Source organism: Sphingobacterium multivorum (assembly GCF_900457465.1).
Classification (GTDB): domain Bacteria; phylum Bacteroidota; class Bacteroidia; order Sphingobacteriales; family Sphingobacteriaceae; genus Sphingobacterium; species Sphingobacterium multivorum.
The window spans coordinates 386561-412073 of the sequence record NZ_UAUU01000009.1; the positions used below are offsets into that span (position 1 = coordinate 386561).

At 39.7% G+C, this 25513-nt stretch carries 18 protein-coding genes and 1 riboswitch; of the genes, 7 read left to right on the forward strand and 11 right to left on the reverse strand.

Annotated elements, in window-relative coordinates; genetic code table 11:
* Positions 1–93: 93 nt before the first annotated feature.
* Both DTA23_RS13270 and DTA23_RS13275 read left to right on the forward strand, forming a co-directional pair.
* Positions 94–1764 carry a glutamine--tRNA ligase/YqeY domain fusion protein gene (locus DTA23_RS13270; protein ID WP_172462415.1) on the forward strand — a complete coding sequence of 557 codons (1671 nt, stop codon included), beginning with the start codon at positions 94–96 and terminating at the stop codon, positions 1762–1764.
* A 456-nt stretch (positions 1765–2220) separates the two neighbouring features.
* The gene (locus DTA23_RS13275) at positions 2221–2886 is read left to right on the forward strand and encodes an OmpW/AlkL family protein (protein ID WP_070570317.1); all 666 of its coding nucleotides are present in this window, start codon (positions 2221–2223) and stop codon (positions 2884–2886) included.
* Between the two features lie 144 nt (positions 2887–3030).
* Here the strand turns inward: DTA23_RS13275 and DTA23_RS13280 are convergent, their stop codons facing one another.
* From DTA23_RS13280 to DTA23_RS13300, 5 genes are all read right to left on the reverse strand, one after another.
* Positions 3031–6060 (reverse strand): glycosyltransferase family 117 protein, encoded by a 3030-nt coding sequence (locus tag DTA23_RS13280; RefSeq protein ID WP_070570319.1) that lies wholly within the window; start codon positions 6058–6060, stop codon positions 3031–3033.
* A 243-nt stretch (positions 6061–6303) separates the two neighbouring features.
* A complete protein-coding gene (locus DTA23_RS13285) occupies positions 6304–7260 on the reverse strand; it encodes a methylenetetrahydrofolate reductase (protein WP_046673648.1) in 957 nt (318 codons plus the stop codon).
* Positions 7261–7330: 70 nt separating this feature from the next.
* Positions 7331–7433: riboswitch (SAM riboswitch) on the reverse strand.
* Between the two features lie 229 nt (positions 7434–7662).
* Complete coding sequence (locus DTA23_RS13290; protein WP_146753074.1) at positions 7663–8514, reverse strand: hypothetical protein; 852 nt, start codon at positions 8512–8514, stop codon at positions 7663–7665.
* Between the two features lie 99 nt (positions 8515–8613).
* Positions 8614–9138, reverse strand: a complete 525-nt coding sequence (gene rimM / locus DTA23_RS13295) for a ribosome maturation factor RimM (RefSeq protein WP_046673647.1) — start codon at positions 9136–9138, stop codon at positions 8614–8616.
* A 119-nt stretch (positions 9139–9257) separates the two neighbouring features.
* Positions 9258–9779, reverse strand: coding sequence for a 30S ribosomal protein S16 (locus DTA23_RS13300; RefSeq protein ID WP_070570321.1), 522 nt, complete (start codon positions 9777–9779; stop codon positions 9258–9260).
* Between the two features lie 442 nt (positions 9780–10221).
* On the opposite strand from DTA23_RS13300, the gene DTA23_RS13305 reads away from it, so the two are divergent.
* Genes DTA23_RS13305 through DTA23_RS13315 form a run of 3 tightly spaced genes read left to right on the forward strand, consistent with a single transcriptional unit; the run spans position 10222 to position 16460 of the window.
* On the forward strand, positions 10222–12774 hold the full coding sequence (locus DTA23_RS13305) for a UvrD-helicase domain-containing protein (protein ID WP_112375028.1): 2553 nt from the start codon (positions 10222–10224) through the stop codon (positions 12772–12774).
* A gap of 4 nt (positions 12775–12778) precedes the next feature.
* On the forward strand, positions 12779–13573 hold the full coding sequence (locus DTA23_RS13310) for a hypothetical protein (protein ID WP_146753075.1): 795 nt from the start codon (positions 12779–12781) through the stop codon (positions 13571–13573).
* 7 nt (positions 13574–13580) lie between these two features.
* Entirely contained in the window at positions 13581–16460 is a 2880-nt protein-coding gene (locus DTA23_RS13315; protein ID WP_112375030.1) for a PD-(D/E)XK nuclease family protein, read from the forward strand.
* Between the two features lie 108 nt (positions 16461–16568).
* Here the strand turns inward: DTA23_RS13315 and DTA23_RS13320 are convergent, their stop codons facing one another.
* The 3 genes from DTA23_RS13320 to DTA23_RS13330 all read right to left on the reverse strand — a co-directional run bounded on the left by DTA23_RS13320 (position 16569) and on the right by DTA23_RS13330 (position 19617).
* The gene (locus DTA23_RS13320; protein WP_046673643.1) at positions 16569–17438 is read right to left on the reverse strand and encodes a cupin-like domain-containing protein; all 870 of its coding nucleotides are present in this window, start codon (positions 17436–17438) and stop codon (positions 16569–16571) included.
* A gap of 422 nt (positions 17439–17860) precedes the next feature.
* Positions 17861–18631: a uroporphyrinogen-III synthase gene (locus tag DTA23_RS13325; protein ID WP_172462416.1), complete on the reverse strand. Its 771-nt coding sequence runs from the start codon at positions 18629–18631 to the stop codon at positions 17861–17863.
* Positions 18632–18642: 11 nt separating this feature from the next.
* Positions 18643–19617 (reverse strand): DUF4271 domain-containing protein, encoded by a 975-nt coding sequence (locus tag DTA23_RS13330; protein ID WP_112375031.1) that lies wholly within the window; start codon positions 19615–19617, stop codon positions 18643–18645.
* 123 nt (positions 19618–19740) lie between these two features.
* On the opposite strand from DTA23_RS13330, the gene DTA23_RS13335 reads away from it, so the two are divergent.
* On the forward strand, positions 19741–20304 hold the full coding sequence (locus tag DTA23_RS13335) for a DNA-3-methyladenine glycosylase I (RefSeq protein ID WP_046673739.1): 564 nt from the start codon (positions 19741–19743) through the stop codon (positions 20302–20304).
* A 7-nt stretch (positions 20305–20311) separates the two neighbouring features.
* Here DTA23_RS13335 and DTA23_RS13340 read toward each other — a convergent pair whose 3' ends face one another.
* Complete coding sequence (locus tag DTA23_RS13340) at positions 20312–21658, reverse strand: IS5 family transposase (protein WP_112373584.1); 1347 nt, start codon at positions 21656–21658, stop codon at positions 20312–20314.
* Between the two features lie 218 nt (positions 21659–21876).
* On the opposite strand from DTA23_RS13340, the gene DTA23_RS13345 reads away from it, so the two are divergent.
* Positions 21877–22374: a hypothetical protein gene (locus tag DTA23_RS13345; RefSeq protein WP_146753076.1), complete on the forward strand. Its 498-nt coding sequence runs from the start codon at positions 21877–21879 to the stop codon at positions 22372–22374.
* Positions 22375–22418: 44 nt separating this feature from the next.
* Here the strand turns inward: DTA23_RS13345 and hpt are convergent, their stop codons facing one another.
* Positions 22419–22958, reverse strand: coding sequence for a hypoxanthine phosphoribosyltransferase (gene hpt, locus DTA23_RS13350; RefSeq protein WP_046673639.1), 540 nt, complete (start codon positions 22956–22958; stop codon positions 22419–22421).
* A gap of 27 nt (positions 22959–22985) precedes the next feature.
* Positions 22986–25160: a transglycosylase domain-containing protein gene (locus tag DTA23_RS13355; RefSeq protein ID WP_112375033.1), complete on the reverse strand. Its 2175-nt coding sequence runs from the start codon at positions 25158–25160 to the stop codon at positions 22986–22988.
* Positions 25161–25513 lie beyond the last annotated feature (353 nt).

Sequence of the window (25513 nt, forward strand, 5' to 3'; positions counted from 1 at the left end):
ACCGATACAGCCAGCACATTCAATCACTCATACTAAGGCGAATATCTACGATCTCCTAGCTAATATCTCGCTACGAATAATTAACTTTGTATTATGAGTGAAGAAAAATCATTAAATTTTATCGAGGAAATTGTCGAAGAGGATCTTCGAACAGGAAAGCATGGCGGACGTGTATTGACACGTTTTCCTCCTGAGCCAAATGGTTACCTCCACATTGGTCACGCCAAATCCATCTGCTTGAATTTTGGATTAGCACAGCAGTATAATGGCAAGACTAATCTACGTTTTGATGACACTAACCCTGTCACTGAGGATACCGAGTATGTTGAAAGCATCAAGAAAGATATTCAATGGCTTGGATTCCAGTGGGCAGAGGAATTATATACTTCAGATTATTTTGAGACACTATATCGTTATGCCGTTGAGCTAATAAAAAAAGGTCTAGCTTATGTGGACGACAGCACTGCTGAAGAAATTGCAGCAGCAAAAGGTACCCCAACAGAACCCGGTGTTCCGACACCATATCGCGACAGGTCTATTGAAGAAAATTTGACCTTATTCGCAGATATGCGCGCCGGTAAATACCAAGATGGCGAAAAAGTACTTCGGGCAAGGATTGATTTGGCTAGCCCAAATATGCACTTGCGCGACCCTTTATTATACCGCATCAAGCACGCTCATCACCACAGAACGGGGAATCAATGGTGTATCTATCCGATGTATGATTTTGCACATGGCCAATCAGACTCCATTGAGAAAATTACACACTCCATCTGTACATTGGAATTTATTCCACATCGCCCACTTTATGATTGGTGTATAGATAAATTGGAGATTTTCCCTTCCAAACAATACGAATTTGCACGCTTGAATATGACCTATACTGTCATGAGTAAACGTAAATTACTGCAACTGGTCAATGATAAGTTTGTTGAAAGCTGGGACGACCCGCGCATGCCTACGATCTCAGGATTGCGCAGAAGGGGGTATACACCGGCGAGTATCCGCAACTTCTGTGAAAAAATCGGTGTTCAAAAACGTGAAAACATGATCGATGTCAGTCTTTTGGAATTCTGTATCCGTGAGGATCTCAACAAAACGGCATGGCGCAGAATGGCTGTCCTTGATCCAATCAAATTGGTGATCACAAACTATCCTGATGGTCAGGTAGAGGATCTTATTGGTGAGAATAACCCTGAAGTCGAAGGCGGTGAAGGTTCACGCTCCATTCCATTTTCAAAAGAGCTCTGGATAGAGCGCGATGATTTTATGGAAGATGCACCAAAAAAATTCTTCCGCTTGGGCCCTGGGCTTTCCGTACGTTTGAAACATGCTTACATCGTTACCTGTCATGATTTTGTGAAAGATGAAAACGGAAACGTGACGGAAGTTCATTGTACCTATGTTCCAAACTCAAAATCAGGAGAAGATACTTCAGGATTAAAAGTTAAAGGAACAATCCATTGGATCTCGGTTCCACATGCGAAAGAAGCCGAAGTAAGATTGTACGACAGATTGTTCAATGATGAAAATCCTGCCGCTGCAGAAGATTTTAAAGCATCGATCAACCCTGAAAGTTTACATATTATCCAACGTGCTTACATTGAACCGGATCTGGCTAACGCTACGCCTGGAAAGGGATATCAATTTATACGATTGGGTTATTTTACATTAGACACACAGTCAACGCCAGACCATCTAGTCTTTAACCGTACGGTTACATTAAAAGACTCCTGGGGTAAGGAAGTGAAGAAAAATGCGTAAAACCGTAACTTCTAAAATAGAACAGGTCGGATTCATTCCGACCTGTTCTATTTTAGGAGCGTTCCTATTCCATTCAATATGCATTGACATACCGGATTTGTATCCCCATTAGCCCTGCTAAACGAGACTCCAGTCCCCCACTTGCCCCCAACTCTCCTAGCAGTTATTCTGGTGCACAATCCGCAGTTGCGCGAATGACATACTTTCATAACGTTTGCTCGTCCTCAGGCGAGACAAATGCGTGTAATAGCCCTATTATCCCAATGTGGCTTGAAAAACTATTACAGCGGATTTACACCTACCCATACTTTCCTATTTTTTACAACAGTAATTTATAAAGGTACATCATCTGCAATAGGAAAAACATCGTATCATTCATTTTTCAACCTGATTATCGTCACTCTTTTGCCCTGATTTTAGCAATAGTTTTACAGCAAACAAAATACCCTTAATGATATGAAAAAGCTACTTTTAATTGCACTAACACTTACCCTAGGCGCACTAAGTTTACAGGCACAAACAATCCCTAATCAACGCTGGCAAATGAGACTCAGAGGTGTGACAGTCATGCCAAACGAATCGGCCAAGATTAATACCATAGGCGGAGACGTCGACATCAATACGAAATTTATCCCTGAACTTGACTTCACCTATTTCTTCACAAAAAACATTGCGGCGGAATTGATCCTTGGGACTACAAAACATAAAGTTAATACAACAGGTTCAAATTTAACTGCCATTGGTGGCAGTCCATCCAGCAATGTGGATCTTGGGAGTGTATGGCTCCTCCCTCCCACACTGACAGCGCAATATCACTTCCTCCCCGACGGTGCCATTAAACCCTATGTAGGAGCGGGAATAAATTACACCATATTCTATAGCGTCAATGCGGGGCAAACGGTTAAAAATGTAAAATATGATAATGCTTTCGGCTTTGCGACTCAACTGGGAATTGATTTTAAGCTATCTGAAAAATATTTCGTGAATTTAGATGCTAAGTATATTCTTTTAAAGACCGATGTCAATGTGGATGCGTCAAACCTCGCCCCCAACCTATCCATACCGGCAAAAGTTGACATCAACCCCTTCCTGCTCGGCTTTGGAGTCGGCATGAAATTTTAATAACTCGGCTCATTCCCTATCCTATATGTATCGAGGCCTCTTCCAATATTTTAGAAGAGGCCTCATCTGGTTTCTTATCTCAAATACGTTAATCCAATGCCCCATTAGGCGTGCCTGGTAATTTGGTTCAGTTCATCATCAAAATTATTCTACGCCGTACCAATTTTGATATTGCTGCCTCAACTGCTCAACACGTGCCAATCGTTTGGTATCCTTTGCTTCCAATAAAATAGCCTTATACCGGTCTACAGAGTCCAAGCCGGTCTGAATATCATTCCACTCAAAGCTCAGGTTTTTCTTATCCATTACCAATTGATGTAGGTATTCCATATTTTCAGCGACATAGTCAAGGTTACGGTCCATCATCCTGTTGGCCAGCTGAGGTTGCCCCGAGCGATACAGACTATCGATAATATCGGCATAATTGATGGCGTCCGACATCGCATATACGCGATCGGGCAATTGATCGTATGCTTTTTTTGCCACCTCCCCAGCTTGTTTGACCTGGCCATTGGCTAAAAGCATTCGGGCAGCTTTTCCAAATATATCACGGGCGTACATGCTTGCAAAGCGGAACGAATCTGTATCCAAGTATTGTGCATTTTTAACATTACCCCAATGATACGTATGCATAATATTGCTATATAACGCCTCCATATTAACTAGCCCACCCTGCTCACTTCGTTTTCCTGTCGACTGATCTGTAGCAGTGACAGGCATCAATCGAGAAGTAAAGCCCTCATTGACCAGGTATTTATCCAGTCCCAACTTAATATCACTTGGCAGCATATTCGAAAAATATATCGGTCTGTCCCAATGATTATTTTCAAGCACGGATAACAGGGTTAAATCCGACCTGGTCAGATGATCATTCGGAATTTCCCATTCCATTGCAGAAACTATAGCTCCCTGAAAATACGCCGGAACCGCATTTTTCTTAACCACCTCGTCTTTATCAATGCGCAATTGGACTTTCTTGGAAGGGAAATAGTTTTCCATATCACCGGAATTCAGCTGAACTTTATACTCCGGATCATCCGATGTGACAAACTGCAATAACTGCTGTATATCTACCGCATTGTCAAGTTGTCTATCTACGAAAGGGATATAATCACGAACGCCTTTTTTCGTCTTTTCAGCGGGAATCGTCACGGGGAGCCCTGCCGCTTGATACGTGGGTTGTTTGGCCTGTTGCATATACCAATCGCCTGTGAGATAGCTTAACACGACAACCCGAACATCCGGACGTACGCCCTCTACTTCTTGCAAATACCATACAGGAAATGTATCATGATCGCCATAGGTAAATAGAATAGCATTTGGAGCACAGGATTCCAAATAATTGCGTGCCATATCCCTTGCCAACGATTTTTCGGACCGATTATGATCATCCCAGTTTTGATGAGCCAAAATAATAGGGCCTCCCAACAGCGCAAAAGAAATACCTGTCGCTAAAGCGTAACGTGTTTGTACAAAACGGTTGAAAAACCGAACAAATGCTATTACTCCCAGCCCAATCCAGATCGCAAAAGCATAGAAAGACCCCACGTAAGCATAATCTCGTTCCCGGGGTTGCATAGGAGTTTGGTTGAGATAAACTACGATCGCTACCCCCGTAAACACAAACAGCAAGGTCAGTACCAAGGTATAAGGTTTATTGTTTCGGTACAACCAGATCGCACCAGCTATTCCGAGTAGCAGTGGAAGAAAAAAATAAGTGTTCCGGCTCGGGTCATGCTCCTGCGATCGAGATATTTTATCTTGCCCCCCTAAACGCCAATTATCCAATGGTCTGATCCCCGACAACCAGTTGCCGTCACTATAGGTCCCATATCCTTGCCTGTCATTCTGTCTACCCACAAAATTCCATAAGAAATATCGGGTATACATATCTCCCAGTTGAAAATTAAAAAAGAACTTAAAATTATCGGAAAACGTTGGCTGTTGCCCTTCTTTCAAATTGAGGTAACTTCTGTAATAAGCTTGATGGCTTCCATCTTGGCTATAGATACGCGGGAAAAAGGTTTCCTTATCAAATTGATATTTGTCTACCTGTGTGAAGGGAACATACTCCGACTTATCTTTCCGATAGCTCGTCTTACTATCGACGCCAACCACTTGCGAGTCATAATAAGGTCCTTTGAGTAACGGTTCCCGTATATATTGTTCACGGCTCAAATATCCTAAAAAAGAAAATACATTATCCGGCGCATTATTGTTCAAGGATGGATTTGCTTTCCCTCGGATCATGACCATGGTGTAGGAACTGTATCCAAATAAAACAAAACAAAGAACCAGCAAGGCTGTATTGAGTGTATATTTCTGCTTTTTATAGGAATAATATAGACCGTAAATTATCAATCCCCCCAATAATAGGCACGAGAAAAAAATTCCGGTACCAAATCCCATTCCCAATGAGTTCACAAATACGAGATCCACTTTAGCCGCTAGACCGACTAACCATTGAATAATTCCCCACAAAACGGCCCCCAAGATCAGCACTCCGACGAGGAAAGCTTTTATTGTCCCTTTCGCATTAACCTGTCTCGCTCTTCGGAAATAAACAACCATCGCGATAGCCGGGATTGCTAAAAGATTTAATAGATGCACTCCGATCGAAAGCCCCATAACAAAAGCAATAAAAACCAGCCAACGATCGCTACCGTCTTCATCTGCACGGACTTCCCACTTTAAAATTGCCCAAAATACAACTGCTGTACATAAGGAAGACATTGCATAAACTTCAGATTCTACTGCCGAATACCAAAATGAATCGCTGAAACTAAATGCCATTGCACCGACAACTCCTGCGCCGAAGATCTGCAGGTAGGTTGACAAAGAAGCTTGTTTGTCTTTGTTGAGTAGCTTTTTAGCAATGGCGGTTATTGTCCAAAATAAAAAGGTAACAGTAATTCCACTGCAAACTGCAGAACCTATATTCATCCAATAGGCGATCTGCCCCTTATTCCCTAAAGCGAGATTAGAAAATATATTCTGAATAAGAAGAAACAATGGTGCTCCCGGTTGATGTGCCACCTCCAATTTATAGGCACAGGCTATAAATTCACCGCAATCCCACCAGCTTACCGTCTTTTCAACTGTAGCGATATATACACAGGTGGCAATTAGTCCGCAAGCAAAACCGAGTAGAGAATTTAATCTATTGTACGTCATAAGGTCAATTGGTCTATTGTTAAAATCCTTTTTAGCACTTTAAGTTAAAAAGTTATCCTGACTCCGACACACGAATTAACACTATTTAACACCAGTACCTGACTGTAAACAGGCTATTCAACACTGAATATAGAGATCGACCTAAACCACGCTGCCGAGACTTTCAACCTATTTCAGGCTTTCACAATGAATATTATCATAAAAAAGGGAGCTTATCTGCTCCCTTTTTTATCATTTTATGAGTTAGGCTAGTTTTTCAACAATCTTCTTTGTTGGACCAGGATTACTCATCGTATAAAAATGTAATACCGGAGCGCCAAATTTAATCAGCTCCTGACACTGTTGTACCAACCACTCTTCACCTACCTGTCTGACGTCGGCATTCGTTTTACATGCCGCGACAGCGTCACTCAGTTCCTCTGGAATATCTAAATGAAAAATTCTTGGCAAGGTCACCAATTGCTTTTTTGTTGTCAGTGGTTTTAATCCCGGAATAATGGGCACATGGATTCCATTGTCCCTACATTTTGTTACAAATTCCTTGTATTTTTCAACATTAAAGAACATCTGAGTCACAATAAACTCTGCTCCCATATCGACTTTTTGTTTCAGATATTTAAAATCAGTATTGAAATTTGGAGATTCAAAATGCTTTTCGGGATACCCGGCTACTCCGATGCAAAAATCAGTCTTTTCCGACGTGATAATGTCTTCATGCAGATACTTTCCTTTATTCATATCGGTTACCTGTTCCAATAGGTCTGTTGCAAAAGCATGTCCACCATCGGTTGGTATAAAATCGGCATCGCCCTTACGTGCATCACCCCGCAACACCAAAACGTTATCTATCCCCAGGAAGTTCAAATCGATCAATGCATTTTCAGTTTCCTCTTTTGTAAAACCCCCACATATCAAATGTGGCACCGCATCCACTTTATATTTATTCATGATGGCCGCACATATCGCCACTGTCCCAGGACGTTTACGATAGGAAACACGTTCCAGTAATCCACTCGCATGCTCTTTATAGATATAATCTTCCCGATGGTAGGTGACGTCGATAAAAGGAGGTTTAAACTCCATCAGTTCATCCATGGTTTTAAAAATACTTTGGATGCCCTGCCCTTTCGCCGGTGGCAATAGCTCAAAAGAAAACAATGTTTTTCCTTTGGCATTCTGGATATGATCGATAATCTTCATTAAAAAACTGTTTTTAGTTTGGTTGGCTTACATCGAAACGCACACGTCGAGGAATCGTTTATCTACATGTAACTTATCTTTCCCACATGGAGTAGGGTAGAATTTAGCACCTTGAACAATACAGGTTGCTAAGGCTTCAACGGGTCTATTCCCTCGGCCTTTCTCTATAAGCGTTGCTAATATCGTTTTAAAAAATCAAAAGACAAAAATATTTTTTCGAAAAGGCAAAAATAGCAGCAAAAAGACTTCAATAAACGATGTTTCAACGTCACTTTAGCTTTGTGTCCATGCAACGACAGGATTCTTCGCCCTACCAAGAGTTAAAGACCTAGAAAAACCAGTAGAATTAACGATCGAGGATCATAGACAGCGAAGAGATTGACTATGCCACAAGAACATTGGCTAAAGATTAGCTGCCAAAGAATTCCGTAAATTTTTGAGATAAAATGTGATCAATAAGAGTCCCCGAACATGGTACTCTTCTTTCGATCCATATTTAAATCCGTCAAATAAATAGTGATAGGCGACTAATGCCTCTTTTTCGTTGTAAAATAATTCCTTCCAAGAATCAGGAACATCTGCCCATGCCTTGAGCACAATGCCATTCTCGGCATAAATAATTGGTGATTCGACACCATCCATTCGATAATCGTGATGGGTGCCAGAGCTTGATATGTGTTGGAAATAAGCGATAGAATAATCTACGAAATTCAAGGCCCTCGCTTTTATCTCCTTTTCACTTTCTGATTTTTCCGGAGCATTTCGCCATAAATTCACTTGGCTATCAAATTTACTGGGCGTTTCCCGGATAAGGGTTTTATCTAACACAAAGTTGATATAAAGTCTTTCACTAGTGGGTATACGTGCTGAGCTAAACTGTCCAAAATCACCTCTCAGCTGAACAAAATCTTTTTTTATTTTAACAATATCCAAAGCGACACTACCTTTTTTCTCATCCGTCAATTCTAATCTATCACCGTCAAATTTGTACTTACCAAAGAGTAAGATATCATCAATCGCCATGACAAACTGGTCCTTATCATGAAGCGAAAGAAAGGATCGGTATAGAATAGGATCATTACCATAGGTATCTGCCTCCACATTTTGGGGAGATTCTCTTTTTAATTTATGATACTCATCATTTGGATAGCCCAATATCATTTGGTAGTTACCTTCAGGAAACTCCTTTTTCTTCCCAAAGAAAGTACACGAAGACAATGAGAGTGTGAATAACAGCAGTAATAACGGTTTCAAAATCAATTAATAATTATGGCCAATAGTATAAGGACCAAGATAAGAAATTACTGCAATAGTAAGTATAGGATATTCAATTGAATAAGCTTGGGGATATGCCTATTCCTTATACAGATCGACCAATCCCTCAGGCAATTCAACTTCAATGATCTCCTCTTCGCCATCAATTCCTAAGATCAAATCGTCGGACAGCGGAAACATCAGTTCTTTGCCATCCATATCTACTGTGGCGACAAATTGTTGTGGGAATTCCTGAACATCTGTTATTTGCCCCAGTTCGCCATGGTTTTCATCGATCACTAAAAATCCGATTAAATCAGTATATCTAAAATCATCCGGGTCGCGCTCGGGCATTTTATCATTGGAAAGATATAGCTTTTTACGAACGAGTACCTGAGCCTTATCGATATGATCCACATCCTCAAATGTTACATAAGCAGTGCTATTTTTTTGAAATTTAATGGCATCAACAAAATAAGGAACAAGCTTTTTGTTCACTTCCACAAAGACAACATCGATATCCAAACTCTCGTATTCTTCGAATTCAAAAAACAGTTGTACTTCTCCTTTAAGACCTCTTGTTTTACTGATGTAACCGATGTAAAAGCATTGATCAATAGTCATATTTTTCTTATTTGGCGATTAGCTGTGAGACATGATTTGGCAAACGATTAGCCTATTGGCTGTTTCAAAAAAAGCCGGCTCAAGATTGAGTCGGCTTTCTCGAATACTTTATGAAAGAATTAACCTTCAGTTTCTTCTGATGCAGGAGCTTCAGTCTCTTCAGCAGCAGTTTCTTCTGCTACAGGAGCATTTTTAGCAGCAACAGCAGCAGCTTTTTCTTCTTTTTTCTTAGCTTCAGCCACTAAAGCAGCTTTTTTAGCTTCAGCTTTAGTTTGTGCTAAACCATCTTTTTTACCAGAGATTCTAGCTTCTTGAGCGTCAGTCCAAGCTGTAAATTTAGCTTCAGCAGCAGCTTCATCAAAAGCACCTTTTTTCACACCACCTTGCAAGTGTTTTTTGTAAAGAACACCTTTGTAAGAAAGGATAGCACGAGCAGTGTCAGTTGGTTGAGCACCTTTATTCATCCAATCCAAAGCTTTTTCAAAATCCAAAACGATAGTTGCTGGATTTGTGTTTGGGTTGTAAGAACCAATACGTTCGATGAATTTACCGTCACGTGGAGCGCGAGAATCCGCTACGACTACGTGGTAAAAAGGACGTCCTTTTTTACCGTGTCTTTGCAATCTGATTTTAGTTGCCATTTTTTAATTTTATTTTATGTATTCAACATATCCCCCGAGCTTCATACTAGAGGGGATGCAAAGATAGTTATTTTTTTTTAATCAGCGTTATAATTTAATAAAACTTCACTGAAAACGACAGGGTTAGCTTCTTTCAGTAACCACTTTCAGGTTAAACACGTCCTACGCACGTTAAGATTTTGCTCTTACCATACTGTAGGTGAAACAAGTCTTTCAAAAAATCAGTGTACAAAATAGCCCTTTTCTTCAAAACTTTCGTGACTTCGCAGATACCAACAGCAATGATAGCAAACTGAAAGTTTTTTCTAGCCAATAAAATAAGACACTTTCAAAAAAAAGCTATTTTACCAAATGTAAACAGGATGAACCGTTTGTGTACTTTCCCTTCGAAATAGTCACTGACATTTTTGCCAATTCACTTTTTACTTTCTACCTTCATTCTATGAAATCTGTTGCGCCATTAAAAATACTCAAAGCTTCGGCCGGTTCAGGAAAAACCTTTAGCTTAACTTTACACTATCTCACACTCCTACTATCCAACGAGAATAGCTATAAGGAGATTTTGGCGGTCACATTTACCAATAAGGCAACCGCTGAGATGAAGGAACGTATCCTTTCGGTACTCCATGGCTTGGCAACAGGCGATCGTAGCCCTAAAATTGAAGATTTCAGAAAGCTTCTTCTCGAGCAACAGCCAGATTGGAACCCGCATCTAATACAAGAGAAAGCTTACCGTGTCTACCGTCGTATCCTACATGACTATAGTCATTTTACCATAAGTACAATTGATGGTTTTTCCCAAAAAGTCATTCGTGCATTTACTTATGAACTCAATCTTGATGCAGCTTATAAGATTGAAATGAATGTCAATAAAGTGAAAAATGACTTAACAGTCATGCTTAATCAATTGCTGGATGAACGCCCCGACTTACTTGACTGGATTATAGCGTATGCGGAAAAGAAAATAGCAAAAAATGAAAATTGGAACTACCGCCAACAATTAATGAGTTTGGCAAGCCTTATTTTCTCTGAAAACTTCCAGGAATTTGACGGCTATATCAACTCTGCTAATCCCAAGGAGGTTTTTAATCTCCTGAATCAGGAGGTTGAACAGAAGATAAACTCCTTTACCGAAGCGCTCTCCATGACGATTGAAGCGTTTAGTGAAACGTTCAAAAATTTTAACATCTCCGAAAATGACCTGAAAGGCAAATCGCGCAACAAAATAATCTCCGCAAGCAAAACCAACAAAAAAACGGAAAAACTGAGCGCTTCTGAAATCGCCAAAGTATTGGAAAAATACCTCCAATTGATCGATAATGAGGATGCTTTTACAGATAGTGACAAAAATATACGTTATGATCTTATCGCCGCACTCAGCCCCATCCTGGCATCTTTCCAGAAGCTACATGATAATCTATCCGCTTACATTGCGTATCAAGCGGTACAAAATAATCTCTATTATCTACGCCTGCTCAAGGAAATGAGCGACTTACTGACGCAATGGCGACGGGACAATGGCGCTCAATTAATCTCTGACTCACAAATTCTATTAAACAAACTCGGATTGGATGAAAATAGCGATCCAACATTTATCTGGGAGAAGATTGGCAATCGTTTTAACTACTTTTTGTTTGACGAATTTCAGGACACTTCGCGTATTCAGTGGAAAAACTATAGTCCGCTTTTGATTAATGCATTGGCCGATGCCAAGGGCACAGTGAGCGAACACCTCATTGTTGGGGATGTCAAACAAAGTATCTATCGCTGGCGAAATGGTGATTGGCGAATTTTACTCCAACAGGTAGAACAACAGATTGGTCATACCTTTCACCTGGACGAGGATAGCAAAACAACCTTTATCGAAAACGGAAGCCTCGACACCAACTTTAGAAGTCTTCCAAATATCATTCATTTAAACAACTACCTCTTTAGTAGTATTCCCCAACATCTACAGCAGGTACTGAATGAAAAAGTATCCGAAAACCTCGATGAAGAAGGTAAACAGTGGTGGATTTCTGCCGGCAATGACAACATGTTGGTCAAAGCTTATGAAAACAGTCAACAAGAGGTCCCTGAGCATAAAAAAGGAAAACTTGACCAGTTAGGATCTATTGAAATCTCCTACATTCCTGTCACTGATGGACGCTATCGAAGAAATCAGGTTGTTGAAGAATCGCTCCTGCAGCTATGTCAAAAAATAGGCGACTGGATCGGCAGCGGTCGTTATCAGGCGCAGCAGATCGGTATCCTGGTACGGAGTAATGCGCAGGCTAAATTGGTGATCCAAAAGCTCATGGATTTCAAAAAAGAGCAACAGCTTACATTTGAAGTGATATCAGGCGATGCATTATCCCTAGCGAGCAATGATGCTGTAGGATTATTGATCGAAACGTTGAAGGCTTTAGTCTATAATTCGGACAAACATACCATCCATAAAGCAAAGATGGTCTATCTCTACCAGCATATTCAAAATAAGACAATCGATCAAAATGCATGGTTAAAATTTGCTAGCAATGACATCCGTACCCTGAAAGATTATCTCCCTGAGGCGCTGATTGACTCCTGGGAAATGGCACAGAAGCAGCCTTTAGTCCATTTAATTGAGAAACTTATTGAAATCTACGGTTTTACAACCAAAGACAATATCCACCTCCCCTACCTCCTAGCTTTCAAGGATATGATCTCAGCTTTCTCCACCAATGGCGAACGTGGCATTATACAGTTCCTGGAATTTTGGGAAGAGGATGGCAATCGAGCTGTGCTCCCTTCCAACGGAGAAATTGATGCGATCGAAGTAACGACAATCCACAAATCAAAAGGCCTGGCTTATGATGTTGTGATGATTCCATTCTGTTCGTGGGATCTTGACGGCATGATTAATGGCGATTTTTTGGATCGAGACATCAGATACCCCTTTTGCCCAATTGGGAAAAATTCCAATAAAATATACTTCCACGGTCGGCAAATCAGTATTTTTCAAGCAATATTTTGAAGAGATGCTGTTCAACTACATGGATGCCCTCAATACATTGTATGTAGCAACAACACGTGCTGTTGAACACCTCTATATTACGGCACCTTCCTTCAAAGAATCTGTTGACAAGAAGACGGGCGAAATTACTGGTTATGATATCAAAGATGAATATATCAGCGATGTACTCTATCAGGTCTTAGAGACTTCAACATCCCCGTTTACACTGGAAGAAAGAGGCATATATATCGATCAGATAATCGAACGAAAAAAAAGTCAGGCTCAAAAAAACAATATTATTTCCCTTCGCCATTATCCCATTTCCAAAGAATTGGAAATGGCCTTAGAAAAATCCAGTACGCGCAACATCAACGATATTATGATGCTGGAGAAAGCCGCGCAGTACGGCATATTGGCCCACGATATTATGGCCCAAATTTCAAAGGAAGAAGATATCCACAAACTGGTACGCCAGCTGATTCAGGAAGGCATCCTCTCCAAGGAAGAAGAGCCTTTTCTCATGCAGGAAATCAATCAGATCTGGCAGCACCCCATGATCAATAAATGGCTCACAGGAAACTATAAAATCTGGAACGAAGCGAGCATCATTACCGCCAAAGGAGAGACCATTCGTCCTGATAAAGTCTTCACTTCCAAAGAGGAAACAATTGTACTGGATTTTAAATTCACACAGACAGATTATATCGGACACAAATATCAAGTCGACAATTATAAAAAGAATTTGGAGAACCTGGGCTACAGCAACGTTAAAGCCTATCTCTACTATGCGAAATCAAATCAATTAACTGAAGTAAAATAACAGCACGATGCAAACAGCCTTTCTAAAATTAGTAGCAGCAGACATTCAAAAGCGTTTTGGAAACGACCTGAGTGAAATAGCCATCGTGTTTAATAATAAACGGCCAATTACCTATCTCAAAAAACATCTTTCTGAAGTGTACGGACAGGCCATTTGGTCGCCACAGTTCTTTACGATCCAAGAGTTTCTTAGGCTTTCGACCGACGATACCGAAGCCAGTCCTTTAACCCAATTTTTCCACCTGTTTAATATTCATAATGAGTTATTGGTCGCTGAAGGCAAACTACCAGAAGCGCTGGAAGAATTTTATCCGATTGCCGAAATTATATTGAGCGACTTCGGCCAACTGGATTACGACCTCGTCCCCATCGAGCAGATTTATTTAGAACTTTATGACAATACCAAAATCGACATCGCTTTCCAACATCTCACACAAGAGCAGCAAGGGTTTATCCGTCAATTTTGGCAGTCTTTTTCTATTGCGGGGCATAGTGGAGTACAAGAACGTTTTCTTCAACTTTGGAAAAGACTGCCCGTATTATATGATCGATTCAAAGAAAAGCTTAAAACAGAGGGCCAAACAAACTATCCGACAGTCTACCGTGATCTGGTTGAAGGTAAGGCTACGCATCAGCAGTTTGCATCTTCCTTCCAGCGCATCCTTTTTGTCGGTTTCAATGCACTGAACAAGGCCGAAACAAAATTATTTAAACAATGGCAGGATGAAGGCCGTGCATTATTCTACTTTGATGCCGATGCCTATTACCTCGAAGACACGATGCAAGAGGCCGGCCTTTTTATTCGACGTAATATTTTTCAAACAGGTTTGGTCAACGCTTTAGGCGATAGCCCGAATATTATTGGCAATAGGACCTCAACCGTAAATCTATATGCCAGCACCGGAAAGATCAGCCAAACAAAATTGCTGTATGACATTCTCGAACGCAATAATAAAATGGAACAAACATCCGCCATTCTCCTAGCGGATGAAAACCTACTTGTCCCTTTGCTGCAAAGTCTACCCGAGGTCAAACCCAATATCACAACAGGATATCCCTTGACACAGTCTCCTATTTACGGAATACTAGACCTATGGCTGGAAGTCCATTTGGAGATATCCCAGTTCAAGAAACGGAAGATTCCTTATCAGATAATAGAAACCTTCATCAACCATCCGCTCAGTATGGTTTCTTTAGCCGACAAACTTCAGATTCAGAAGGAGATTGCCGATAAACAGCTCTTTGAGATCGCATTGGAGGAACTTCATATCAAAAGCTCTTTGCCTCAATTTTTTGTACCGATTGACAATTCAGCCTATTTGATACCCTCGCTCATCCTGCTCGTTGATGATCTGCTGCACAGTATTTCTTCTCAGGAGCGTATCCGCCAAATTGACAACAACCTCCTGATTGAAACAAAGAAAACATTGAATCAGCTGCTATTGGGCTTTGAAACTGTTGCTCCATTAAGTATCAGCTTCCAAATCGGCTTGATTAAAAAAGCCATCGCCCCAATAAATTCGGCCATAGAAGGTGATCCCCTAGAAGGTATTCAGATAATGGGGCTCTTGGAAAGTCGTTGTTTAAATTTTGACAACGTCTATATTCTAGGAGCAAATGAAGGCATTCTACCCAAAACGTCAAATTCACCTACTTTTATTCCTAACAGCCTAAGAAGTGCTTATGGGCTTCCCATATTAGAAAATCAGGATGCCTTGTCGGCCTATTTATTTTATCGCCATTTTCAATACAGTGAAGGAATACATATTTTCTACAATGGCTTGGTTGACGAAAGTTCTACTGGCGAAGAAAGTCGCTTTATCAAACAGCTGGAGTTTGAAAGTAAATTTAGATTTGACCGAAAAATTCAGCAACAGACCATTCAATTTGCGGATAAAGCCCAAGAAATTGTTATTGAGAAGCGTGGCGAGGTTTGGGAAAAGATGTACCAGAACTTTATCGTCAACCAGAAACGGATATCTGCAACGGCACTGACGACTTATCTGCAGTCCCCGTTGCAATTTTTTCTAAAACATATTGCCGGCATTAAAGAGCCCCCTTCCATCTCTCAGGAATTTGAGATGAATAAACTGGGAACTGTCATCCACAATGTGATGGAGAAGATATTCCTACCGTTCAAAGGACAACAGGACTTTACGCCCACAAGTGTCTTGCAGAAGCAGTTCGACAAGGTAGAGGCACAGGTGATCCGTGAAATAGGCCTGCAATATCAGATCGAATTAAAGGCAACAAATGATTTAAACAGCTTGCAGCGGATCATGCTGAAAATTGCCGGCGAGTATGTCAAGATGTATCTCGAATATGACATCAACAACTACAAAGCATTTCGGATTATTGAACTCGAGAACGACAACGATTATGTACTGCCCTTTCCTATTCAGATCAATGGAGAAGAACAACAGGTCACACTTTACGGTATTATTGACCGGGTAGACGAGGTCGTAACACACGACGATCGTATTATCAGTAGAATTGTCGATTACAAAACAGGTGGTGATTCGATCATGTTTAAAGGAATTGATCAGGTATTTGCGCCAAACACCGAAAATAAGGCGATGGTCCAAACCCTATTTTATGCCTATGTATTCGAACAGAAGACAGGAAGAAAACAACTTGAACCCCATCTCTATGTTGCGCGTAAAATGCGGGAAGAGGGCACATTATTCAGTGGTAAAGAAGGGGTATTGACCGATGAATTCCTTGCTTTCCAGAAAGAGAATTTTGTCGAATTCTTGCGGGATACTCTTCAGGAAATCTTTAATCCGGCTATTCCATTTCGACATAATCCGGACACGGTAGTTTATCCAAGCGACCCTTATACACTATTCTACCGGGAAGCGAGTAAATGGGCTGATGCAGAAGAATAAGTACAACAAAGGCTTTTTAATTAGGAGAGATAAAACTAAATGCGGTACATCAGTGGTACATAAATTGTATTTAAAAACAAAAGGGGAATTTACATTCCCCTTTCTATTTTAACGTTTGTTTCTTTTGATTGCATTATTGGCTCGGCGTTTCGCCGTTTTGATTTTGTAGTGGAACCAATGGTCTTTGAAGATCTTTCGCATGGTATTGTCAAAATGTCTCGTGATAAACAGATTACGCGCCCCCTTCAACTTTTCACTGATCGAATTTGCTAATGCCCTAACAGAAATCGAATAGCCCTCTGTCTCATATTGAATGTAATGCCACCAGCCTGCTGGCATATATAAGGTTTCGCCAGGATGAATGACCGCTTCATAACCTTCTAGGTACTTAATCCCGGGATATTCCTCTTCACTACTATATTTTGGGTTGGCAATACTATGAAAATTGTAGGGCAATTTGTACATCAAATCAGATTGATCATTCGGAAAAAGCCAAATACGTTTTAATCCTTGAAATTGAGAGATAAATACGTGTGACATATCGATATCGAAATGATTACGGGTACTTGACCCCTCTCCACCAAAGAACATAAATGGCAACCATTGCAAGACCTTACCTCCCGTGACATCATTATAAATAACATCGTTTTTCAGTTCAGGACGTATTTTGAGCAGATTGAACAAAAACAACCGTAACTCAGTAGGTTCTTTTGTGATCAGATCCAAATACTCTGCAAATGTCATATGGCCAACAGGAGCACTGGCAGCACGGTCCATTGATTCCTCCTCTTTTCCATAGACATCTATTTTTATATCTCCTGCGATTTCCTTAAAGTAATCATAACTCCATTTCTTCCATGCTGGACTTTCTGCACTGATAAAATCTGATATAATTACAGGAAAACCTGGTTTCAGATAATTCTTTAAGAAGTCCTCTGATTGAATGCCCGAAATTTTATCAACTTGCTTTAACTTCACGACTGACTAATTTTGCTTAATTACAAACATAAAAAAAATATTTCTATCAAATTTTAAAAATATTGTCTATGCTTTATTTTTAATTGGAACAAATTACTCCTAGCAATTTAATAGAAATATATTTAAAATCTCCATGACATTCGTCACTTTTATTACATTTTAACATCATCGATTCGACTCGCAACCATTTCTACCCCCTTAAGATAAACATATTATTCATCTATCTTTTATAAGAGGAACATACCACAGCTATTGATCATCTGCCGATACGTAAAATTGTCGTCGTACCGACATCGATTCGGAATGATAAAACGCCCTTCCCCATAGAAGTCTTTAGCGATTTTGTGGTCCTTAAAATTGCATAAATAACAAAAAAAGGGTCTTAAGAACCCTTTTTTTGTTATTTACCTTATGTTAGGCTACTACTTATTTACCTTTTTGATATATTCTTCGACAGCCATCGTCATACTTGGCGCTTTTGGTGTTGGAGCAGGGATATCTAAAATTAATCCGTGATCTAAAAGAGCCTGTTGCGTAGAAGCGCCAAATGCTGCAATCCTTGTATTATTCTGCTTAAAATCAGGGAAGTTATCATATAAGGACTGTACACTTGAAGGACTAAAGAACACGATAACATCGTAGAAAACATCTTTCAAATCCGTCAAATCGCTTACCACAGTTCTAAAAAGCACAGCTGGTGTAAATTTATAGCCGTTTTGTAGTAACCAATTACTTGTTTCCTCATTAGCAACATCCGAACAAGGGAACAAAAAATTCTCCCCTTTGTGTTTTTTCAATACCTCTTCAAGGTCTTTCGCGGTCTGTTTACCAAAGAAAATCTTCCGTTTTCTATATTGAATATACTTCTGAAGATAAAGGGCAATCGTCTCTGAAATACAGAAATATTTCATTTCTGCAGACACTTCAAACCGCATCTCTTCGCAAATTCTAAAATAATGATCTACAGCATTTCTACTCGTAAATATTACGGCAGAATAATCTGCTAGATTAACCTTATCCCTACGCACATCTTTGGCAGGAACTCCTTCTACGTGTATAAAACCTCGAAAATCTAATTTTAACCCGTATTTCTTTGCTAAATCATAATAAGGGGACTTATTGTTTTCAGGTTTTGGTAAAGTCACCAGTACACTTTTTACCTTCTTTGCTCTTTCTACGTCTGAAGTTTGCATATTAACCAGTTTTAGCTCAATAATCTTAACAGTATTAATATTGGTGCTATTTCTAGGCAACAAAGGTACAAAATTAAATAGGAAATTGAAAATTTATACATGGACATAATATGAGTCGCTGTCTTAAGAAATCGATAGAAAAAGAGTAAGGCCGCTCCAACGATGGCCAAATGCAGCACCACACCCACCGATGTCAACGGCACAAGACTCAAAATTAATAATACAGGAAGCATTAAAAAAAGTGTATTGAAATAAATCAGATACAGCACGGTCACATATTCTTTTACCAACTTTCTGATTTGAAACACAAAGGATAAGAACCGAATAAACCCGATTTTTAGTGCAAACAAAGCGCCAACCATTCCCACAGTCTTCATATAATTGGGAAAAGTAATAAAATCAAATCTATTTAATTCATACGCATAAAATAGACTTACAAATAAGCCTATTGCCCCAGAGAATAATATAAACAGAAAAATAAATGGCCAAGATGTCAGGATCGTATCCTCCTTACTTACTGATAGTAAGACCCGATCGTCCCAATAGCCCTGAAAAACCAATTTGATATCTGACGGGAAGAATACCCGAATCATCCCAACACCAAAAATTAATGCGAGAACTGTAAATAAAATCCAATTTTCACGATGAGCCTTGAGCGTGCCATATTGCCGATCCAAATTGCTATTTCTTAATTCACCCTGAAAATACTGCTGTACATCAAAATTATAATTGTTATGAACCTTCAGCCCTTCCCCGTTTACGGTTACGATCCGATATTGATTCTGTAACGCAGGGTTCAAAGATGCCAAGACTTTCTGGTTTGGCGATTCAACAGAATCTTTTACTACATTTAGACTATCAGCCTTAACTGTGCTGCTGTTTTGTACAACCGCCCGAAAAGTTCGCCGCTGCGCATTCAATCCCGTAAAGGAAAATAGCAGAAGCACTACAAATAGAAGATGATATTTGAAGATAGTTACGCTCATTAAAATGAATTGTCTCTTAACGGCAATGAAATACTCATGAACCGTCTCTATTCGAAACTCTTTAATTTTGGTCGTAAAGTTAGGATAAAAAGTTATATTGCATTCAAAAAATCTTCAGAGAACATGTACAAAGAAATCATACGTTGTCAATGGTGCGGTTCTGATCCGCAATATGTAGACTATCACGATAAAGAATGGGGGCGACAAGTCCGCGATGACAAAACTTTATTTGAATTTTTGATCCTGGAGTCTGCACAAGCTGGCTTAAGCTGGATCACAATTCTTCGTCGAAGAGCAGCATACCAAGAAGCTTTTGCCAACTTTGATGTTGATCAAGTCGCGGCCTATACCAATGAACATGTTGCGAGGCTTTTGAGCGATTCGGGAATCATCAAACACAGGAATAAAATTGAATCCACCATTACCAATGCGCAACATTTCAAGAAAATCCAAGCAGAATATGGTAGCTTCTATGACTACTTATACAGCTTTTTACCTGAAAAACAACCGATTGTAAACCACTGGAGCAGTTTGCAACAGGTACCTGCAACGACAGTTATTTCTGATAAGATAGCAAAAGACATGAAGAAAAGAGGGTTCAAATTTTTCGGCTCTACCATTTGTTATGCGTATATGCAGGCCGTTGGAATGGTGAACGACCATATCGAAACCTGTTCGTTTAAATAGTCGTTCCTTAACAAAACCCACTATTTAATTTATTTTTAAAAACAGGATTAGAAAACAGCATAATTTGTATCTTATAAAATAAGAAAATAATTTTCTGTTTCAGTAGTTCCATCATTTTCTTCATGTTCCAAGCGGTTGCAGCTAGTAATGCATTGATTTGTGGTCCCGTTTCTCCCATGAAGTAATTTTTTGCCAGCCTAAAATCGGTTTTTAAATGTCCGATGATAGGTTCTATTGCCGCTCTGGTTCTAAATTTTTTGCGCTTTGTCTGCTTTTGATAAGCAGTGTCTTTTTTTCTTGGAGTGCTTGGGATGGAGATTTTCACGCCCTTTATTTCTGATTTTCCTCTGCCACCTCTATCGTAAAGGAGTTCTTTTGGGAGCTTTTGACCACCGGTTTCCATCTGTTCCAAAAGTGGTTCTATGGTGTGACCATCGTAAGGAGTTTGCAAAAATGCTTTAATCCCGAGAATGATTTTCTTGCCTTTGTTGGCGGTGGTTATCAAACCTACCTTATTCCCAAATTCATACTGGCTATGCGCTTTTCCTTTGGCAATACATCGGGTAAAAGGCTTGTGAATGCTGTAAATTTTATCGGCATCGTTTCTTTTTTGTGTGACAACCTTGGTGTACAATGTCATTAAATCTTTATAAAATTCTTGCTGTTCTGCATTAAAATTCCGTTGCAATTCACGAATCAGTCTCATGGCGATGGTTTTGAGCTGTCTTTGAGATTTCCTTGCCGCTTTTGCCCGCTTGGGATGTTTTCCGTTGTAGGTGTTGCGCACCATTTGTTTGCTGACTTTTGTGTAGCGTTGTCTTTGTTTTATGCCTTCATTTCCGGCTATTTTGTTGCAATAATCGATCACTTTTTTGCACAATTTTGCATCGGTAGGAAAAGAGGTATTATTCTCCTGAACGGTAGTATCGGACAAAACAAAATTTGAGGTGTTCGTCTTGGCATCGTGCATTCTTACGCTGTAGGCAAAGATTTTTTCGATACCTTTTTCGCCAATTCTTTTTCGGAAATGAACAAAATTACTCGGGTCACAAGGAAATTCGTGTTCAAAGAAAACCCTGCCACAAAAATGCTGCATATAAGGATTCATGATCCAGGCTTTTTCCAACGTCTCATCGCCCAAATTATACAAATGTTTCAGTAGCAAACAACCCACCATAAACCGAATCGGATGGCTCGGATTGCCCACTTTGGAATACAAGGGCGAAAATTCTTTCTCAAAATAATTCCAATCTATTTTTTCTGAAAGTAGAACAAGTTCATGCTCGTGGTCAATAAAATCCACCAACATTGGGCGGAATAATTCTGGCTTCTTTTCTGGATTTTTCCCCAACATATTTGCAAGGTTTTAAAGCTCGAAGATACAAATTCTTGCAATAAAAAACAAGCTATTTTAAACCCAAAATACTAATAATCAGTAAATTATAGGTGGTTTAAGGAGAGACTAAATAGGCTAGCCAGTAAAATGCGCATCGATTTCGCAAATCAATTTGAAAGAATCAAAACAAGTGCTCTACCCCATAAAACGAACCTTTAAGAACAGGAATGCCAGCTATGAATCAAATCGACCTAACACATAACCAATTGGTATTAAAAGAAAACAAGGGACCGCTAGTTGCCAGAATATTCATCTATTTACTGACCATAATGACGATAATTCTCCCATTAGGCGGCTTCATTGCCAATGTTCTCAATGACGGGGTAACACTTATGAGTGTTGTCTTCTATGGTATATTCGGATTAATAGCATGGTATATGATCCGGGTTTCACTATGGAATACCTATGGCACTGAAATTATTCATTTTCAAAAAAACAAATTTAATTACGCAGGTAACTACCAATGGTTTAAAGGAAGTCTAAAAGAATTTGATTTTGAAAAGATAGACTTTACAATACAAAAAGCGGGCTATGAAGAAGATCATAAAGGTGTCTTGGTCATTAAATTTGATGAAAAGGAAATGTTTGAAACTGTCTCTAAATTCCCCTTGTCTGATCTGGAAATTTTGCTCATCAATCTGAAAGCATTATACAGCGATCAAACGCTTGAATAGAGCGAAATTCTACCATTAAAATCTAACGATCACTTGATAGCACATTAGATTGCTACGTTTTTATAAATATCGGGGAGATTCCGACAAAGACCATTAAAGTCCATACCATACCCAACTACAAATTCCTTACTTATTTCAAAGCCAACATAAGTTAGTTCCTCGAAATGATACTGCAGTGCCTCAGGTTTCACCAAAAGTGCGCAAGCAATCACACTGGCTGGATTTAATTTTTTTACTGCATCCAAGGTGTATTTGAGTGAATGCCCGGAGTCGACAATATCTTCTACAATAATCACATCACGGCCTTCAAGGTCGATACCAAGGCCTAAAAGCTCGTTTAATTCAGATTGTCCCGTTCCAATATAAGATGCCAACTTAATAAAGGACATCTCACAAGGAACATCAATTTGCTTAAGCAAATCTGCCATAAACATAAAACATCCATTCAAGACACCTATAAAAACAGGCAGTTTGTGTTCATAACGCCGGCTTATATCAATCCCCATTAGGCGCACTCGCTTCTGAATTTGTTCTTCTTCAAATAAAGGTTCGAAAAGCAATCCGTCAATTTCTATCTTTTTCATGTTAATATCCTTCTTTCGCCACAAACACTATTTGTGTGCGTCGTTTTGTTTTTCTTCTTTTTTACGTCCCAATATCTTGTCAAATAGCGATCGTTTTGGTTTCTCTGGTTCAGTCGCCTCCTCATCTTTCTTTTCCGTTAGATCCATTTGTTTTAGCTTCTTTGGAACAGATACACTTTCAAGATTATCGGCAGGAGAGCTACTTTCGAGACGATCGAACAACAATGGATCATCTCCCATATCAAATACATCAACCGAATCTACCACAGCTGGTCGAGCTGCCCGCAGATGCGGTTGCAGAACAACTTCATAAAAACCATAATTTGAAGTTGTTGAATCCACACTAATCTGCCCTGTTTTGGTCATAATATGACCATAGGTATTAAAATAGCGCAACATATTCTCTTTCAGGTGCCCTGTCCAATCAAAAAAGTTGAGTCCTTTTTTAGGTCGTGGAACGATACTGGACAAAAATATACTCTCTCCAAGCCCCAACTGTGCCGGTGTTTTTCCAAAATAATAACGCGCAGCTTCGGTGATACCATATACATTATTCCCCCATTCGATGACATTCAGGTAAACCTCGTACATGCGTTGTTTGCTGACTTGCTGTGAACGCTCCATCAGCCATACCAGCAAAATTTCTTCCAGCTTCCGCACAACGGTCTTATTCCGATTTAGAAAAACATTTTTTACCAGTTGCATAGATATCGTACTCGCCCCGCGCTTAAACCCTTTTTCCTTGATATTTGTAGCAATGGAGAGCTTAAAAGCCTTCTCCTCAAAGCCCTTGTGTTTAAAGAAAAAGGGGTCTTCTGTATTGATCAAACTAATCTGCATATAACGGGATATTTGATCTAGCGGTGTAAAATTAGGGTTTTGAGGCCCCACCACAATCTCCCGCATCGGCTTACCATCTTCGTAAGCTGTATACGTGAAAGGCGTATTTAGCATCGCAATATCAGCCTCTCCCCATTTAACGACTTTTAAATCCCTATCATCCATTTTGGAAGAGAAAAGAAGCTTTTCGGGCTTTTTTATTTCGAGCGCAAAGTTTAGATCGTATTGAATGTGCCCCTCCACCTGAATACCGTCTAAACCTGGAAATAGTCCAACTGGCATGGCATCAAAAAAGTGCTGAGCCTCGATCTTATCTGTGTGAATAGCGAAGAAGAGCTCTTTCTCCGGCTTGTGCACATACTTGACATAAGGGGAAAACACAAAATCTTTGACCTGTACGGTACTTTCTTTACTCACTTCAATCGATGATGCTCCAATATTCAATGCCCCCTGCATGATGGCTTCAGGAAAGATGACATCTTTACTAGAAATACGCCAGTGATTTACTTTCAAATTTTTAAAGCCCCATTGCCCATGCAATTCCAGCAATTCCTTATTCCTCCTGTGCGCCTTGTCCAGTCGGAAGGATATTTCATCAAAACTTACTGCAAGGCCAAATTTACGTTGCAACAAGGGAAGATTGACCTCCTTTTTATCAGAAAAAAGACGAAGGTCACATTCTTGATTATCCGAATCTATTGTTCCAGTCAGATTCCAGGCCGCTTCATGGTCGTTTAGCAGGAACTTCGTTTCCATATCTCCACCGTCGATCACCGCAGAGGGAATGACAATGCGCTGTGAAGTGCTGTCATCGCGATAGGAAAGCTCAAGGTTCTTGAGATCAAGATCATTTGGAACCTTAAAAAACACATTTTTCAACAATCGATCTGCTAAAGCTGCCAGATTCTGTTTTGGATTATCATTTTCTACGGTATCTTTTTTCTGTTTCTTGAATAAGAAATCGTAGTTACTGACCGAGTCTTTTTTAACAAGAGAAACGGTCCCATTATCCAAAATAACCTGCCCCAATTTTACGTCTCCGAATAGCAAAGGCCACAATTTTACAGATACCGTAAGATCATTGATTTGTGCCAATTGATCGCGATGTCTGGGCAACAATTGTATATTCTTAAACTGTACTGCACTAATTCCCTGGAAGGCATAATATTGGATCTTCAATTCCATATCATACTTTTCAAGCAACTTTGCTTTCGCTTTGTTGATTGCTCCCATGAGCATGGCATCTCTTTTCTGATAAGCATAGGTACCAACTGCAATAGCCAAAACCAGCATAGCAGCTAGCGCAATATAAAGCCATCGCCACTTGCGGGACTTAAAAGATGTTATAAATCGATTGGACATAATTATTACTTAATGCAAATTCGTGCATATCAACAGTCAAACTTAGATAAATTAGCTTTTATATGCAATTTAATTGCGTGGCATATATACGTAATTTATCGATCTCTCCTCTGCCTATTGAGGAATTTATTTATTGAGGAATTATACATGAAGTTTTTCTAAGCACACATAGACGGATAAAAATGATAAAAGCCATTCCGACCAATGGCATGACAACTTCCAATAAGCTTATTTTCTAGCAGGAATTTACAACTTATTTTATAGGGATTTAAAACGGGTTTTATAGGGGTTCATCCGAATGAAGTCCGAATGAGATCCCTATCAGGTCCCTATTAGGTCCGTTAAAAAAAAGG

What these genes read in the sequence shown, in the direction of transcription:
- DTA23_RS13270 (WP_172462415.1), top strand. Translation starts at nt 94, where the DNA reads ATGAGTGAAGAAAAATCATTAAATTTTATCGAGGAAATTGTCGAAGAG.
- DTA23_RS13275 (WP_070570317.1), top strand. Translation starts at nt 2,221, where the DNA reads ATGAAAAAGCTACTTTTAATTGCACTAACACTTACCCTAGGCGCACTA.
- DTA23_RS13280 (WP_070570319.1), bottom strand. Translation starts at nt 6,060, where the DNA reads ATGACGTACAATAGATTAAATTCTCTACTCGGTTTTGCTTGCGGACTA.
- DTA23_RS13285 (WP_046673648.1), bottom strand. Translation starts at nt 7,260, where the DNA reads ATGAAGATTATCGATCATATCCAGAATGCCAAAGGAAAAACATTGTTT.
- rimM (WP_046673647.1), bottom strand. Translation starts at nt 9,138, where the DNA reads ATGACTATTGATCAATGCTTTTACATCGGTTACATCAGTAAAACAAGA.
- DTA23_RS13300 (WP_070570321.1), bottom strand. Translation starts at nt 9,779, where the DNA reads ATGGCAACTAAAATCAGATTGCAAAGACACGGTAAAAAAGGACGTCCT.
- DTA23_RS13305 (WP_112375028.1), top strand. Translation starts at nt 10,222, where the DNA reads ATGAAATCTGTTGCGCCATTAAAAATACTCAAAGCTTCGGCCGGTTCA.
- DTA23_RS13310 (WP_146753075.1), top strand. Translation starts at nt 12,779, where the DNA reads ATGCTGTTCAACTACATGGATGCCCTCAATACATTGTATGTAGCAACA.
- DTA23_RS13315 (WP_112375030.1), top strand. Translation starts at nt 13,581, where the DNA reads ATGCAAACAGCCTTTCTAAAATTAGTAGCAGCAGACATTCAAAAGCGT.
- DTA23_RS13325 (WP_172462416.1), bottom strand. Translation starts at nt 18,631, where the DNA reads ATGCAAACTTCAGACGTAGAAAGAGCAAAGAAGGTAAAAAGTGTACTG.
- DTA23_RS13330 (WP_112375031.1), bottom strand. Translation starts at nt 19,617, where the DNA reads ATGAGCGTAACTATCTTCAAATATCATCTTCTATTTGTAGTGCTTCTG.
- DTA23_RS13335 (WP_046673739.1), top strand. Translation starts at nt 19,741, where the DNA reads ATGTACAAAGAAATCATACGTTGTCAATGGTGCGGTTCTGATCCGCAA.
- DTA23_RS13340 (WP_112373584.1), bottom strand. Translation starts at nt 21,658, where the DNA reads ATGTTGGGGAAAAATCCAGAAAAGAAGCCAGAATTATTCCGCCCAATG.
- DTA23_RS13345 (WP_146753076.1), top strand. Translation starts at nt 21,877, where the DNA reads ATGAATCAAATCGACCTAACACATAACCAATTGGTATTAAAAGAAAAC.
- hpt (WP_046673639.1), bottom strand. Translation starts at nt 22,958, where the DNA reads ATGAAAAAGATAGAAATTGACGGATTGCTTTTCGAACCTTTATTTGAA.
- DTA23_RS13355 (WP_112375033.1), bottom strand. Translation starts at nt 25,160, where the DNA reads ATGTCCAATCGATTTATAACATCTTTTAAGTCCCGCAAGTGGCGATGG.